This is a genomic window from Prosthecobacter sp. GW821-HT29F12 (assembly GCF_058803405.1).
The window spans coordinates 446,132-461,083 of the sequence record NZ_CM179517.1 but is presented as its reverse complement, the minus strand read 5'-3'; the positions used below and the strand labels follow the sequence as shown (position 1 = coordinate 461,083).

9 protein-coding genes are annotated in these 14,952 nt (G+C 58.4%); 6 read left to right on the top strand and 3 right to left on the bottom strand.

Going from position 1 to position 14,952, the window contains the following annotated elements; genetic code table 11:
- Positions 1–370: 370 nt before the first annotated feature.
- The 5 genes from AC3RLQ_RS01860 (at position 371) to AC3RLQ_RS01840 (ending at position 6,309) form a co-directional block, all read left to right on the top strand.
- Positions 371–1,231, top strand: a complete 861-nt coding sequence (locus AC3RLQ_RS01860; protein WP_422315282.1) for a type II secretion system minor pseudopilin — start codon at positions 371–373, stop codon at positions 1,229–1,231.
- 5 nt (positions 1,232–1,236) lie between these two features.
- Positions 1,237–2,448 carry a hypothetical protein gene (locus tag AC3RLQ_RS01855; RefSeq protein WP_493033793.1) on the top strand — a complete coding sequence of 404 codons (1,212 nt, stop codon included), beginning with the start codon at positions 1,237–1,239 and terminating at the stop codon, positions 2,446–2,448.
- Positions 2,435–2,989, top strand: a complete 555-nt coding sequence (locus AC3RLQ_RS01850) for a GspMb/PilO family protein (protein ID WP_487687120.1) — start codon at positions 2,435–2,437, stop codon at positions 2,987–2,989. Before AC3RLQ_RS01855 ends, AC3RLQ_RS01850 begins: the two co-directional genes overlap by 14 nt.
- Positions 2,986–3,750, top strand: a complete 765-nt coding sequence (locus tag AC3RLQ_RS01845; RefSeq protein WP_493033790.1) for a hypothetical protein — start codon at positions 2,986–2,988, stop codon at positions 3,748–3,750. The genes AC3RLQ_RS01850 and AC3RLQ_RS01845 overlap by 4 nt, the downstream gene beginning before the upstream one ends.
- 69 nt (positions 3,751–3,819) lie before the next feature.
- Positions 3,820–6,309 carry a secretin GspD/PilQ domain-containing protein gene (locus AC3RLQ_RS01840; protein ID WP_493033788.1) on the top strand — a complete coding sequence of 830 codons (2,490 nt, stop codon included), beginning with the start codon at positions 3,820–3,822 and terminating at the stop codon, positions 6,307–6,309.
- A 241-nt stretch (positions 6,310–6,550) separates the two neighbouring features.
- Here the strand turns inward: AC3RLQ_RS01840 and AC3RLQ_RS01835 are convergent, their stop codons facing one another.
- On the bottom strand, positions 6,551–9,955 hold the full coding sequence (locus AC3RLQ_RS01835; protein ID WP_493033786.1) for a putative Ig domain-containing protein: 3,405 nt from the start codon (positions 9,953–9,955) through the stop codon (positions 6,551–6,553).
- Positions 9,956–10,724: 769 nt separating this feature from the next.
- Here AC3RLQ_RS01835 and AC3RLQ_RS01830 point away from each other — a divergent pair.
- Positions 10,725–12,386, top strand: coding sequence for a hypothetical protein (locus tag AC3RLQ_RS01830; RefSeq protein WP_493033784.1), 1,662 nt, complete (start codon positions 10,725–10,727; stop codon positions 12,384–12,386).
- Between the two features lie 459 nt (positions 12,387–12,845).
- Here AC3RLQ_RS01830 and AC3RLQ_RS01825 read toward each other — a convergent pair whose 3' ends face one another.
- Both AC3RLQ_RS01825 and AC3RLQ_RS01820 read right to left on the bottom strand, forming a co-directional pair.
- Positions 12,846–13,505 carry a PEP-CTERM sorting domain-containing protein gene (locus AC3RLQ_RS01825; protein ID WP_422319249.1) on the bottom strand — a complete coding sequence of 220 codons (660 nt, stop codon included), beginning with the start codon at positions 13,503–13,505 and terminating at the stop codon, positions 12,846–12,848.
- A gap of 51 nt (positions 13,506–13,556) precedes the next feature.
- Positions 13,557–14,690 carry a TIGR02597 family protein gene (locus AC3RLQ_RS01820; protein WP_493033782.1) on the bottom strand — a complete coding sequence of 378 codons (1,134 nt, stop codon included), beginning with the start codon at positions 14,688–14,690 and terminating at the stop codon, positions 13,557–13,559.
- Positions 14,691–14,952 lie beyond the last annotated feature (262 nt).

Below are 14,952 nucleotides of genomic sequence, written 5' to 3'. Positions count from 1 at the left end.
ACCGAGCTGCGAAGCCCGCCGAAGGAGGAACATGCCCTGATTTTATGGCTCCAGATAGACTGGTACGTCCCGCGCTATGGGTTGGATCGGAGGTGCATTTCATGATTGCAGCTTTCCAAGGTCCCGATAGCATCTAGCTTTTGTGTTAGTCATATGCGATAATGCCCCCCTTGAAGCCCCTCCGGACGGTAATGATGACCCAAAATCATCCGTGCGAAAAATCCACCAATCCGCATGCATTATTAAAGCTCAAAACCACAACTCGCAATTGGTGACGTACCATCTTCAAAACCGCCGCACTCCGACAAGCGCCGGCTCGGTCTTGCTGGCTGTGTTGTGCCTGGTGGCAATGCTCTCGTTTTTAATCATCATGGCAGTGTCCGTTTCACAGCAGCATGGCGAAATGCAGCAGGCAAGATACGGCATGATACGCGCCCGCCAGCTTGCGGAAATGGGAGTGGCTGTGGCAGCCCATCCTCAAATCAGGGTTGGGGATCCACTGCTGCGGCGGAGTGTTTCCGGTGTGGAGCGCTTTGAAGTCCTGCTTGGCACCGAAGAATCCCGGTTGAATCTCAATGCATTGCTCACGGACCAGCATCTTCCCGTTCTCGAGCGGATGTTGAAATCTTGGGGTATCTCGGCGGCCGATGCTCAGGGCATCGTGGCAACGCTGATGGACTGGACGGACGCCGACGATTTGAAACGTAGGCCGGACAGTGCGGAAAAGCTGGATTACGATCATCTTGGATATTCAGACCGGCCGTTTAATCGCAAATTCAGCAGCCTCAATGAAGTGGATCTGGTGGCACGTGCAGACGAAATCCAGGCGGCCAGACCAGACTGGCGCTCTTTTTTCACGCTCCGGGGCACCGGCCAGTTGGATGTGAACATGGCCTCTGCCGAAGTGCTGGCTGCGGCGACAGGAGCTTCACTGGAGAATGCCAGCCGGCTGGTGCAGCTGCGCAATGGTCCGGATGGTCTGCAGCAGACCGAGGATGACCAGCCGCTCCAAAATTTGAACGAGGCACTCTCGCTGCTTGGCATTGTCGGACAACAGGGAGCGGAAATCACCCCCTTGCTCACGCTTCAGGGAGCGACACTGCGCATTGAAAGCATCGGCACCGCAGGAGATTCACGCTGCGGCATCGCAGTCATCATGAACAAGAATGGCGGCCTGCCACGCATCACCGAGTGGCGCGAATTTCCCGTGGAAGGAGCACATCGGCTTTGAGATTTATGACCTTTCAACGTCCATCGCAGCAGTCACTCAGCTTTCCGGGAGAGGAATCTCGTGAAGCCTGGCAGTGCGGCGCCGATGGTGTTTGGATGCCTGTAGAGCATGCTGCCCACGACGGTCTGATGGGGATCGAGGCACTCGCCTTTGACAGCGCACCCTTCTGGTCTCTGACTCAGGAGGCCCTCAATGAAACGGTGGATCTTCGCTGGGAAGGTCTGGGGATGAAAAACGAAAGCGGTTCGCGCCTGTGGCTCAACTGGCCGGTGCTGCAAAAGGGCAGGCAGGCTCTGGTGGGCACTCTGGCGCTGGCCGAGGAATTTTCCGACTGGGAACAGTGCGTTCATGGCCGGTTTGAGCCCAGCGTCCGCATGCTCCCGCTGCCTGACAATGGCATAGCCCTGTGGAAGGAGCTGGGCCGCCATGTCGTGGCCTTCACCCATGAAGCTAAACTGCTGCATCTTGGAGTGCTGACGGCTCGCAGTCTGGATGTGGACGCGGCCTTTGAAATTCGTGACATGTGCGCCACGTTGCAAACACACGGCTTCATCAACTTTGCCCAGGTGGACGCCATCCACGTGTGGACGCACTGTGAAACCGATTTCGCCCCGCAGCTCGCCTGCCTGTTTGAATCTGCCTCCATCCTCAAGGAGAAGCGTCCTGACCCGCGCCCTCCTGCGGAGTCCAGCGGCCTGCTTCCGGTACAGGTGGCCGTGCGGCGGCAGCAGCAAAAGCGCCGCCAGAGCCAGATGCTCATCCTGGCCGCCGCAGCACTGGTTTATCTCTGCTTTTTCGGTGCCTGGTGGCTGCGCTTGCAATGGCGCACATCGCAGTTGGATCATGCGGATGTCGTCATGAGCAACGCTCAGCCGGAAATCGATCTCGTGCGCGAGGCGCAGAACCGCTGGCAGGAGATGGAGGCCGCGATCAATCCGGATTTGTATCCGGTGGAGCTGTTTCATCAGATCGTCTCGCTGCTCCCTCCCGAAGGCATCCGGCTGAAGGAATTTCAGATCGACGGCGACAGGCTCATCGTCAGTGGTGAGGCCACGACGGTAAATCAAGCGCTCGCCTTCAAAAGCCAGCTGGCCGCGTGCATTCCACTCCAGCGCTATGCCTGGAATTTCCCGGTACCGGCCATTCGCGAAGACAATCGCGCGGAATTTCGCGCCGAAGGAAGATTCAATGGAGGGCTTGTGAATGAAGGCCAGTGAACTCAGGCTGCTCATGATTCTTGGCGTGCTCGCCGCACTGTGCGGTGGTGCTCTCCTGTCACAGCGTCTCCTGCGCAAGCAGCATGCGATTGAACGGCGTGAACAAGCCCTCGAACTGCGGCAGATGGAAATGCAGTCGATGCTCACCGAAGTCGAAATGTGGAGGCAGCGCCTGAACTGGCTGCAGGAGACGCAGCCGGCGATGACCAGTGAAAACCAGGCCAGTGAGCAACTGCTCGAAACGCTGCTGGCCACTGCCGCCACAAACGGACTGACAGTGCAGAAGAAACAGCTGCATGAGCCGGTGACCGCAGCTTTTTACCGTGAGGTGGGAGTCACGCTTACCATCAGAGGTCCGCTGCCTTCCGTTTTCCGCTGGATGCACGGCCTGCTTGCTCCCGCATCTTTCAGGGTGGTCCCCCAGGTGAAGATCACGCCGGATGCCGCCAATCCGGCAGACGTCGTTGCCATCCTCCACATCAGCCAGCTTCATGCACCCGCCGTGGCGCAGGAACCATCCCCGGAGGGTGCTGGCTCATGAAACCTGGAGGCCTGATGATCCTTCTGCTGCTGACGGCCTTCCGGGCATACGCGCAGCAGGAAGCACTGATCTTCCAGCCGCCCGTCCCTCATGACGTGCAACGCTACGAGGCTGGCTGGAACAAGAATCCGTTCACCTTGAAAACAGTGGCTCCCGTAGCGGAGCAAGCCTCCTTCGCAGCGGATCTCACCATCGGCACCTACTTTGGCGACTCCGCCGATCCCACGATCATCATCGTCAATACGAAAACGAACGAACGCACCAGCCTCAGGCAGGGCCAGCCAGCTTCCAACGGCATGAAGCTCAGCAGTGTCAAATTGGGTGCCAGTCGCAAGGACTTGGTGGCCCAAGTCACGCTCGGCACGGAAACAGCCGCCATCCGTTACAACGACAGCTACGTCAAACAGATGGCCGCCGCCGAGACGACCAAGGCTCCTTCAATGCAGCCGTCCCATCAGCAGCCCGGCACCCAGTTGAAATTTCCGACACCACAAAATCCCTCTCAGCCAGGCAGGGGCTCTGCTCCGGGTGCCGCTCCAACCAACGCACCGGCCACCGCGCAGGCGAATACTCCCGTAAATCTAGGCCGGCCTGGCTTCGTTCCGCCTCCAGGCACACTTCCAGGCACCCTCAATGCGGTAAATCCGCCCCCCTCCTCACCGCTTGTGTCACAATCTGCTGTTATGCAAGGCTCTCCCCCTGTTCCAGTACGCCGCAGGCTGATTAGCCCGTCTCTCAATTCCCCAGTCATCTCGCAGTAATCATCTGCCTCCGCCTCCCCCATGAAATTTTTCTGCAAATTGGTTCTGCTTTGCACTGCCTTGACAGGCATGGTTCCTGGATTCCTGGCGGCGCAAAACGCCCCCATCCCCCCGACGCGCAACCGCCCGCGCTTGGGTGCGCCTGTAAATCCTCCCGCACCCACGCCTCCCCAAATCACCGTGCCTGCACCTGGGCGCACATCAGCTCCATTTCCCGCTCCGCTCCCGCCGCCCGCCGCCGTTCCCACTTCGCCTCCCACGACACCGCCTCCGTCCTCCGGCAAAAACATCATCGGCTTCACCGCCACCCCGCTCTCTGAGGTGATTGGAGAATATTTCCGGGTGACTGGACGCCGCGTTCTCAAAGACCGCGGTCTGGAAAACGCCACTGTCACCATTGAAGTCCCGGGTGAGTTCAGCGACGAAGAATACCGCACCATCATCGAAAAGGGGCTGCTCATGCACGGCTATGTGCTCGTTCCCAGCGGGGACAATCTGTTCAAACTCATCGCTGCCGAACAGGGCACCAGTCCCTCCACCCAGGGCGTGCCGCTTGTGCTGCGCTCAGAAGATCTGCCGACCAACGACCAGGTCGTCACCCATGTCATTCAGCTCAACTACCTCCAGGCGGAGGAGGCCTCCACCGCCTTTCAGCAGCTCATCCCCCTCCATCCGTATGGAAAAATCCTCGCCGTGGCCAACGGCCAGTCGTTGATCATCACCGAGGCTTCGCAGACCATCCGCGCTTATTTGGAACTGGCCCGGCAGGTGGATGCTCCCCCCATGGAAACCATCCATAAAACAGTCCGGCTTGAGCGTGCGGAAGCGGCAAAAGTGGTGGAGCAGCTCAACAGCCTGCTAGGCTTGGGCGGTGGCGATGGCAATCGTTCTGCCGCACCGAAATCCAGCGGCGCCGCCAGACCCCCGGGCGCACCAGGATCCGTTCCAAACACTCCAAACGCTCCAGTATCCGCCTCCATGGGTGGCGGAGCAGGCGCCACTCCGGAGGCATTTCAACCGGTCATCGAAGCCATTGAGCGAACCAACAGCCTCATCATCGTCGCTCGCCCCGTCGACATGCGGCGCATCGACAGCTTCATCACGGACTTGGACGCGCAATCGCCCTCCTCCCGTTATTATTCACGTCGGCTCAAATACCTCGACCTCACCGTTTTCCTCAGCCTCGCCGAAAAGGCGTTGCAGCGGACTTCGCAAAACATCGGCTCCAGCGGCCTCCCCCAGCAGAACTCATCCTCCACCCCGACAAATCCAGTCAACAACAGCTTTGGCAGTTCCGGTTCCAGCTCTGGATTCGGTGGCAGCTCTGCATTCGGTGGCAGCTCAGGATTGGGCGGCAGCTCAGGATTGGGCAGCGGCGGGATGTCTGCCAGCAACTCCTTTGGCGCGGGCAACATCTCGCCATTGGATGTCACCAAAAAAACCATCAGCATATTGATCGGCAGCACCTTCGTCATCGCCGATTCCGCCAGTTCCAAATTCATCGCCACCGGTCCGCCAGATCAAATCAAGGCCCTGGAGGAGCTCGCGGATGAAATGGACGTTCGTCCACGCCAGATCCTGCTCTCCGCCATCATCGGCGAGTTCACGCTCGGCGATAACTTCAACTTCGGTCTCGACTGGATTCAGTCCCTCAAAAAAGTCGGGGACAACGGCTTGGTTGGCGGCGTGCTCAACACGCAGGGCACCGCCTTTGCCAACCCTGCTAATTTGAAGGACGTCGCCGGCTTTCTCGGTGCTGGCGGCCCTGCGGCGCTCGGCGGGCTCACCGCCTACGGCCAGATCAACAAAAACCTCAACATCTTCCTGCAGACCCTCGAAAGCACGCAGCGCTTCCATGTCCTGCAGCAGCCCACCATCACCGCTCTGAACCACCAGTCCGCCAGCATCTACATCGGCCAGCAGATCGCCATCGCCGGGCAGAGCTACACCAGCGGCGTGGTTGGCGGCGGGTTCACCTCCACCACCCAGTACATTCCCGTGCGTCTTCAGCTCGACATCACGGCGCACATCTTCAACGACAACGAGGTCATGCTCGAATTCAAGCAGCAGAACAACGATGTCTCCGGCTACACCACCATCAGCGGCAACCAGGTCCCCAACATTTCCGAACAGGGCATGCACAACAGCCTCATCGTTCCCGATCAGGCCACCGCCATGCTCGGCGGCCTCATCACCGAGCGTGACACCAACAACAAAGGCGGTCTCCCATTTCTTGTTCGCATCCCCGTTCTCAAGCACCTCTTCGGCAACACCAACATCAAAAAAGAGCGGCGTGAGATGATGATCTTTGTGCAGCCTCGGATTCTCTCCGACTCGGCCGACCACATGCTGGAACAGGCAAAAATTGGCGACCACATGAGCACTTATACTCAAACCGAACAGTTCGCCAGCATGCCCGAAGATATCGTCCCACGCGCCTTGCCGGCTCGCGAAAACAAGCCCAACGATCTCCTCCCGCCGCCGCCCAATGCTCCCGCAGAACCCAAACAGGGTCTCTTCGGTAAAATGAAGGGCTGGTTTCAAAAGCCGAAAAAGTGATAGGCGGTGTCGTCTTCCGTCATCCCACTCCGCTTGACACCAGTCCCAACGGGACTGCGCATCATAGCGAAGGGTTGCCGAGCCTCAGCGAGGCTACCCTGGTACAGGGTACAACCCGGCAGGGAAAGCAAACCCAGCGCCTTCGCCACACACCACGTCCACCAGCAGCGTCTGCAAGGCGCTCCGCCGCACTCACAACGTACCGCCAGCTCCCAAATCTCGCTAACTTGCCAACGTCGAACTAGCTTCCGCCAGCCGTAAACACCAGCCGCATGAAGCGCCGGTTCGGATTGCCCGTCGCAAGCGGATCGCGAGCACGCCAGGTTTGCACCGGACCATCGCTCACAAGTTCCAGAGTAACGGGGCTCCACAATCCAAGGCTGTCCGTCGATTGCGCTGAGTAGCTGACGTCGGGCAAATCTTTGGGGCGCGTGAAGGTCAAGGTCAGACCATTGGCATCCGCGATCGGAGCGGGAGCGGCATTGCGCACCCACGGATCGGTGCCGAGCGCGTACTCGGCCAGATTCTTCAAGCCATCGCCATCGGGATCGACATCATCGGCGGCCCAGCCTGCGGTGGTCTGTGTGGGGGTGAAGTGCTGCGTGCGCCAGCTTGCGGCGGACTGCCCCCTGATGGTCAGCGTGCCGCTTGCCGTGCCGCTGTAGTTGGCGTCGTTGATGCTGGCGGCAATGACATAGCTGCCATGATTGGTGGGCGCTGTTGCGGACCCGTCATAGGTGATGCTCACCGTGAGTCCGGACGGCGTGGTGGTGGCCGAAACGGCCTTCGGGCTGCCGTCATACGTTTGTTGCAGCCCGTTCAAAACAAGGCCGGCTGTCGCTTTGTCTATAACGATGCTAAAATTCTGCGTCGCCGCCGTGCCAATGCCATTGCTCGCCGTCACCGTTCCCGTGAAGGTTCCCGCCGCCGTCGGCGTCCCCGTGATCACTCCGCCCGTGCTCAGGCTCAAACCACTGGGCAAGGCTCCCGCGGTCACCGTGAAGGTCGGTGCAGGTGTGCCGCTGGCCGTGTAGGCGAAGGATGTGTAGGCCGTGCCAAACACGCCGGTGCCAGTCGGCGGCCCATTGGTGAATGCAGGCGCCTGATTCACCGTGATGCTGAAATTCTGCGTGGCCGCAGCACCAATGCCATTGCTCGCGGTCACCGTGCCCGTGAAGGTGCCGGATGCCGTGGGTGTCCCTGAGATCACCCCTGCCGTGCTCAGGCTCAAGCCGGTCGGCAACGCTCCCGCGGTGACACTGAAGGTCGGCGCAGGAAATCCGGTCGTGGTGTAGCTGAAGTTGTAAGGCGTATTCGCGAGCGCAGCCGGAGGCGGGGAACTCGTGATGGCAGGCGCTTGATTCACCGTGATGCTGAAATTCTGCGTGGCCACAGCACCAATGCCATTGCTCGCGGTCACCGTGCCCGTGAAGGTGCCGGCTGCCGTGGGTGTCCCTGAGATCACCCCTGCCGTGCTCAGGCTCAAGCCGGTCGGCAACACTCCTGCGGTGACACTGAAGGTCGGCGCAGGAAATCCGGTCGTGGTGTAGCTGAAGTTGTAAGGCGTGTTCGCGAGCGCAGCCGGAGGCGGGGAACTCGTGATGGCAGGCGCTTGATTGACGGTGATGGTGAACGTTTGCGACACCGTGCCGCCATCAAGATCCGTCGCAGTAACCGTCACGTTGGTCTGGCCGCCTGCCAGCGCATTGATCTGCACGTTCGTGCCGTTGATCGTGGCACTGGCCACGGCGGGGCTCGTGTTTCCTGTCACCGCGTAACTCAGGACCGCCACCGGCGCCGCCGAGGTGATCGAAACCACCTTGGTCGTGTCCATCGCAGCGCTCGCGGAGGTCAGCGGCCAGCTGTCCATGCTCGTGGCGGTTCCCCCCAGATTCACGTTGTAGGTCGCGGTTGGCAGGTTGCCGATGGCGTCGGCCACCGTCATGCCGTTCCCCGCCACGCGCGCGAACGCGGTGAACCCTCCGTTCGCATTCGGGCTGCCGCTGTCGCGGTCCAGGTTGCTGCTGTTGTTGCCCAGGTTCACAAAGAACTGGTCCGTCGCGCTGTTCGGATTCCCGCCAACCTTCGCCATCGCCACGGTGCCGCGCAGGTTCGAGATCCCCGGTTCGTTGGTCGGGGAGGCGCTTGTCGGCGTCACGCTAAAATTGTTCGGTGCAGACTGCACTTTGAAAGCCCCGCCCTGCGCCACGAAGCCGGGGACCGAACGATGGAACACCGCCCCGTTGTAGTTGTTCGCTTCTGCAGTCACGTAACTCAGGAAGTTCGCCACGGCCAGCGGAGTGGCCGAGTTGTACAGGATGAAGTCCATCGTCCCCAGGTTCGTGACGATGCGCACCGCAGATTCGGAGTCCGGGTCCGCGAACTTGTCCCCCAGCGCCACGACAGTGTTCCCGCCCGCAGTGAGCGACTGCGTCCCGATCGTCGTCGCGGAGACCGGCGCCGCGGGCGCTCGGATGACACGCAGCTGCAGCGTGTTGCTGGCCGTCCACCCGTTCGCAAAGGTCGCGGACATCGGACAGTTGAAGGCCCCCGTGACAGTGGGCGTGCCGCTGATGGCACCCGTCGAACTGTTAAAGGTCAGGCCTGTCGGCAAACCCGTGATGCTCCATGAACTGCGAGACGATCCGGTGCTGACCACCGCCTGATACGAAAACGCCTGATTGTAAAAAATGGGCGGCGCTGTGCCACTTGTGAATCCGTCCTTCGTCGTCGCGCTGGCAGTGTTGCTTGGGGCCGATTCGATGACCGTCGTGGATTGGTACGCGGCGGTCACCTTGAAATCATACGCAGTGCCCGCGCTCAGCCCCGTCACCGAGTAGGTCGTGGCATTCGCGGCGGCATAATTGAACAGAGTGTAGCTGCCGCTGCCGCTCAGCCGGTAATACACCGCATACCCGCCCTCGACCGCCGAGTTGTCCGTCCAGCTCAAATTCACCGTGCCTTCCGAAGCAGCCGTGGCCGTGAGACCGGTGGGGGCATTAAACAGCGTGGTGAGGGTGGCGGTGTTGGAATACCCCGTGTACGTATAGGGAGCTGAGGCTCCTGCCCGAGCACGAACTCGAACTTCATAGCTGGTATTGGGTTCAAGAGAACCACTGAGATCGACTACTGCTATGTTGGCACCTACAGAACCAAGCGATGTGAATGAACCACTGGGCAGTTTTCGCGTCTCAATTTCAAAACCTGTTTCGGTCGTGGCGTTGTCCGCCCATGTGATAAGGACCGACTCTTTGTTGACCAGCCCGTTTAAGCTGCCAGGAGCGTTGAATGTGGCCTGCGTACAAGTCACAATCGGGGTAAAAGCCGAATTGCCGCTGCCGTTAATCGCGCGCACCTGATATTGCGCAGAAAAGCCCGCTGGAGTGCCTAGAACGGTATAGGTCGCATTAGTCGCAGCGACTGTGGCGGTGGCCCAGCCGCTGCCAGTGTTGTATTGAACCTCAAAACCCGTCTCGTCCGTGGAGTTGTCATTCCATAGGAGCACCACATTGGTCGCATCATAAGCAGAGGCGGCCAGATAGGTCGGCGCATTCGGTGCCGCCACCGCAGCACTGGTGAGAGCCAGGGTGAGGAAGCTGACTAAGGAAAAGCAAACAGCCCGGAGGGAGAAGGAAAATAAAGCCATGGACGTTAAACGGTCAGGAAACAAAAAACGGCGAGGGTAGCGAAGCAGGCTGCCAACGTCAATTCCTAGAAGTCGCAGCAAGCCTGACGGCCCTCTAAAGACACCCCGGAACGGATTTTGTTCAGCAAATGGGCGATCAGCCCCGGGCCTTGCGCGAGATCACAGATTGCTGAGCGTGATTGATGCTCCCGCGCATCATAAACTTTCATTTGGAGAAGGCGCACTCCCAACCCGCCTTGTGTCATCTCGACGCGGCGCAGAAGCACGCCCAGAGCCGGTTAAAAACCCACTGCTCCCACTACGGACTCCCGCACCGCGCCGGGCGAAGCTCATTGCTGGGAGCGCTGGTTTTTAACCGGCTCTGGGAGCCCCGTCATGCGAACACGCGCCGCATTTCCAACCGTACCGGAATGCATCATCTCTTTCATTTTGAGAAGGCCCACTTTTGAAGGTTGATGATGCGCGGCTATAACAGGCAAGCGCTCCACACAGCCAATGGGACCGCTCCGCCGCCGGGCACCGTGACAGGCTTTTTAAGAACGACCTGGGAAGGCATGCTGCTGGAAGTCCTGGTCTCCAGTCCATCCACTTCAGCCAGCCTCCCGGGCCGTCCATGATATTTTTGCGGAGGTGCTTGTCCCCTTGCCTTATCAGACAGATACTCTCACGTCTTGTCATGCAATCCCCGTCACCGTCTAAACCCGAGATCCCGGAAACGGACATCGAATCCTTGATTCCCAAAAAAGGCGGCAAGCTTTCTTGGTTCGCCATGCTGGCGTGGGTGCTGATCGGCGTGGCGTTGCTGGGAATGATAGGATTGGTCTTGGCCAAGTTCGACGTCGGCAGGCTGCGCGGACCCGGCTACTTTGTCACCCAGGCAAGGGCGGCCTTGGACGCGGGCAATCTCCCGGAAGCCCTGAGTGCGATCCAGAAAGTGCACGGGCCAGCCGCCGCCAGCCCGGAGTTCCTGCGGATTCTTGCGGACTACCTGCAAAAAACCTCCTCCGAACCCGCCTTGCTGGCAGATACCCTGGAGAAACTGGAAATGGCCGGCAGCGCGCGCCCAGAAGACGTCTTATGGATCAGTCAGGCACGCTTTCTTACCGGAGACATCCGGAGAGCCAGAGCCGCCTGGGCCCGCCTCCCTTCCTCCCAGCGTTCCAGTTTGATGGCGATGAAACTCAACATCGATCTTCTCCGCAAGGAAGGTTATGTTCAAGAAGCGTCAGAGCTTGAGCTTCAACTCTTCCAGCGTTTTCCGAACGAGCCCGAGGTGGCGTTCCGCAAGGCGTTAAAAGACCTGGATGGCACCTTCCCTGAGATCAAGGACGCGGCATGGAAGGCCCTCTTCAAACTGGCCTCGAACGGCGGCCCGACGGGACTCGATGCACTGAGGGCTCTGAGCCGACGCACCGAACTGACCCTGGCCGAGGCGGAACAATTGCTGAAACTGGCGGCAGCGCATCCCGACATCTCACCGGCTGACCGGCTGATGATCGTTTCCACCATCATGCGCCTGAACCCGGCGCGGCGTGAGGCAACGATCCAGGCAGAAATCGAACGCTACAGAACGGGCGATCCCGCCATCCTGGCACAGGTGGCTGCTTGGCTCACCAGGGAGAAGGAATACGCCAGAATTCGCGAACTTGTTCCGGAGAGTGTCCTGCTCGAATCACCTGCCCTGTTTCCCTTGGTCGCCCAAGGTCTGCAGGAACAACAAAAGTGGCAGGAATTGATGGATCTGCTGAAAAAAGGAAAAAAGCTCCCTGTCTCAAATGCACGCGCCGCCACCTGGCGGGCGCTGGCGGTGCGAAACCTGCATCCTTCTGACATCAAAGCCGCCCGGGATCATCTTGAAGAAGCCATCGTGCAGGGTCTTTCGGAAAGAAATGCCCTGGCCCTTTTGGGAGCCGCCACTCTCGCCGAGTCCTGGCATATGACGGATCTGGCGCTCCAGGCCTACCAGGCGCTCGCACAACCCGGCTCCCCTGGCGAGCTGCAGATGCTCGAGAAATGCTGGGAAATGGCCACCATTCAGAACGATTCCCCCTTGCTCGTCCGCCTCGCCAGCAGGCTCCTCAAGCTAAGGCCCGACGACTTTCAGTTTGTCCGAAGGCACGACTACCTCTGCCTCCTCCGTGGCGTGGAACTCGAGACCACATTGTTGGATGGCTCAACAGCCGCCAGAAGTGCTTCCGACCATCTGCTGGAAGCTCTCAAAGCCTACCGGCTGCATGACATGGCACACGCCTCCGTCGTCCTGCATAAGGTGGTGGACACAAAAGACTTTTCCATGGGTGAAAAAGCCGTTTATGCCGGTCTGCTCGCCACGACATGCAATGAAGTCTCTCAAGCTTACCAAATCGCCGAAAAAATCCACACCGATGGGCTCTTGCCCGAGGAAAGGGTGTTTTGGAATTTGGCCCAGTGAGCCTTGGTTCTACTTGGGTAAGTCATCGGGGGGGCACCGAATCCATTGGCCGGTTGTCGCCGTCTCATCCCACTCCGCTTGACACCAGTCCCAACGGGACTGCGCATCATAGCGAAGGGGTGCCGAGCCTCAGCGAGGCTCCCCTGGTGCCAGATGTCGTCATCGGAAAGCAAACCCAGTTTACCCTTCGTAGCTTCAGCGAAGAATGGGCGCCTTCGCCACATACCACGCCCACCAGCAGCGTTGGCAGCGCCCAGCGAGAGTGTCGCCCCCCCTCGATGACTTGCCAAAGTAGAATTAGCCCGGTGAGACTTGGCACGGTTAGCCTTGGCTCCAGACACCCCTGCACTGTCAAGGTGCACAATACACAAGACCTGCCCTTTCACAGCCCTGCTGAGCGAACCAAAAAAGGGCCTGCGTGAGCAGGCCCTTCGAGGAGAAAACAATGTGGAATCTCTTTTACCGCCGGCGGCGGCGCAGGGAGATCAAACCAAGTCCAAAGGCTGCCAGAATAACGCGGCTGGGTTCGGGAACACCTGCAACGGTGAGGGTAGCATTGCCAATCGAGTTGGCATTCGTGCCAGTGGCGAGCTGTGCACTCTGAGTAAACATATAAAGTTTGTAGCCACTACTTGTGCTCGAGGGTGTTACCCATGCGCTACTTCCGTCGGCATTGCCATTTCCGGTATAAATGCCATACGAATTTCCTGCTGCTGCTTGGGTATTAGCTGCGGTAAGCGTTGGGAACCAAAGAAGTGCCAAAGGGTCACCCGAAGTTAATGCGGAGTATATGCCAGAACCAGGTGTAATACTTGACGTGAATGCAGCAAAGGCACCAGCCGCTCCTGTCGTGGCCGCGATGGTGTTTTGGTACAATACGAGTTCTGTGTTACCCGCATCCAAGAATGAACCTGCCGTAAAGGATGCTCCTGGCACAACCGCTCCGAAATTGCCAAGTCCACTTGTGTCTGCCACAAGCATGACAATGCCATCAGGGGCAAGTGCTCCACCGCTTGTGCGAAGTGAATCTGCCTCCAGATCGAATGTAATCGTCGTGGCTCCGAACAGGGACGAACCCATGACCAGCATAGCAACAGCGGTAATTTTGCCGAATTTCATGATATTAACTTTGTATAAGGGCTCTTTAGCGGGTTGGCAACTGAAGGCATGCTAATAAGTTAGAGGCATGCGCCAAATGAGTGTGGACACGGCACCCGTGCCCTGCTTGCGAATATTGTAACCAGACCCTGGCTGAAACACCACGTCGTTGTTTCGAATGGTGGTGAGCCCTCCACCTTGCAGCCTCCAACCAGCACCACCAAAGCCTGTGCCTGTGTAGTAGTAGTAGGATTTAACTGCAGCCTTGTCGATTGCTGCAGTAGTATCATCAAAAACTAATAATTTATCACCCGAAGCTCCACTGATGCTGGTTGTTCCTGCAAATGCACCAGACTCAAAAAGATTGGACTGAGTCAAGGTCAGTGGAATTGGGACATCAACAGCAATTGCGTTGTCTTGATCCGTATTGGCGGCACGAGTCCCAATGACATAACTGCGAGCACTTGTTGGGACTCCGCCGGCAACAGTGATGGCCGCATTCGTGGCAACTCCATCTTGCCGAATGATCACGTACGAATCCGGCGAAAGAATATCGTCATTTTTCTTATTGGTGAGCCCACCGCCAGAGCGCCGCCAACCGGCACCACCAAACCCGGTTCCCGAGTAGTAGTAGTAACTGATCGTGGCTGCCAGATCCACTCCGGCCGAGGTTGGATCGGGAATAAAAATTCGAGTCATTGACCCCGCACCGCTGATTGAGGTTGTGGTGGTGATTCCAACTTGCCCCGGGAATACTGTATCCAAAGTCCAATAAGGCACAATTGACAGGCTGTCTCCGGTGACGATGCCGGACACGTCATCCAGAGTATCGCCGGCAGTGTCTACAGTTAAGGTCGTTGTATTTGCTGTGCCATTATCCGCTGCATTCGCCGTGATGGTGTAAAACATACCCATTTTGTTCCCGCTGGTAGGAGTCACATAATAGGTATTGGTTTGGGAGCCTGCTACGTAAAGAAATTGGCCCGAGGTCCATCCTGGAAGCCCCTGAACGGTAATGACATTGCCCGAAACACTTTGAACCAAGCCTTGATACACTGACGGACGCTGAAGAGGGATGCTGTAGCGTGTGTCAGAATTTCCGAGGGCGGTCACTGTGTTAAAACCTACCGGAGCGGTGGTCACCTGTGCCAACGTGACCGTGGCCATCAAAGGCAGCAAAAGCAGGGAGAGGCGGAGGGTTTTCATGTGTGAATAAGTTTCTATTTAGCAGAAGTGGCAGGATTTGAGTAGCGGAAAGTTGACAAATTTTACCCCTATGACTTCCGCATCGGGCGGGCGGAAGCAGAAGAAGCCTTAATGGTCATACCCCGACTTCGTTGATTTGTTACAGGAAAAAATATTTAATGCCAGATTTTCCCCTTTCGCTTAGGATTTGTGTTTATTATTTTTAAGAAAATTAAGCGCGATCCGCTTGCTTGAAGTCCCTCATCCCGCTCAACTTCACAAT

What these genes read in the sequence shown, in the direction of transcription:
- AC3RLQ_RS01835 (WP_493033786.1), bottom strand. Translation starts at nt 9,955, where the DNA reads ATGGCTTTATTTTCCTTCTCCCTCCGGGCTGTTTGCTTTTCCTTAGTC.
- AC3RLQ_RS01825 (WP_422319249.1), bottom strand. Translation starts at nt 13,505, where the DNA reads ATGAAATTCGGCAAAATTACCGCTGTTGCTATGCTGGTCATGGGTTCG.
- AC3RLQ_RS01845 (WP_493033790.1), top strand. Translation starts at nt 2,986, where the DNA reads ATGAAACCTGGAGGCCTGATGATCCTTCTGCTGCTGACGGCCTTCCGG.
- AC3RLQ_RS01820 (WP_493033782.1), bottom strand. Translation starts at nt 14,690, where the DNA reads ATGAAAACCCTCCGCCTCTCCCTGCTTTTGCTGCCTTTGATGGCCACG.
- AC3RLQ_RS01855 (WP_493033793.1), top strand. Translation starts at nt 1,237, where the DNA reads ATGACCTTTCAACGTCCATCGCAGCAGTCACTCAGCTTTCCGGGAGAG.
- AC3RLQ_RS01860 (WP_422315282.1), top strand. Translation starts at nt 371, where the DNA reads ATGGCAGTGTCCGTTTCACAGCAGCATGGCGAAATGCAGCAGGCAAGA.
- AC3RLQ_RS01840 (WP_493033788.1), top strand. Translation starts at nt 3,820, where the DNA reads ATGGTTCCTGGATTCCTGGCGGCGCAAAACGCCCCCATCCCCCCGACG.
- AC3RLQ_RS01830 (WP_493033784.1), top strand. Translation starts at nt 10,725, where the DNA reads ATGCTGGCGTGGGTGCTGATCGGCGTGGCGTTGCTGGGAATGATAGGA.
- AC3RLQ_RS01850 (WP_487687120.1), top strand. Translation starts at nt 2,435, where the DNA reads ATGAAGGCCAGTGAACTCAGGCTGCTCATGATTCTTGGCGTGCTCGCC.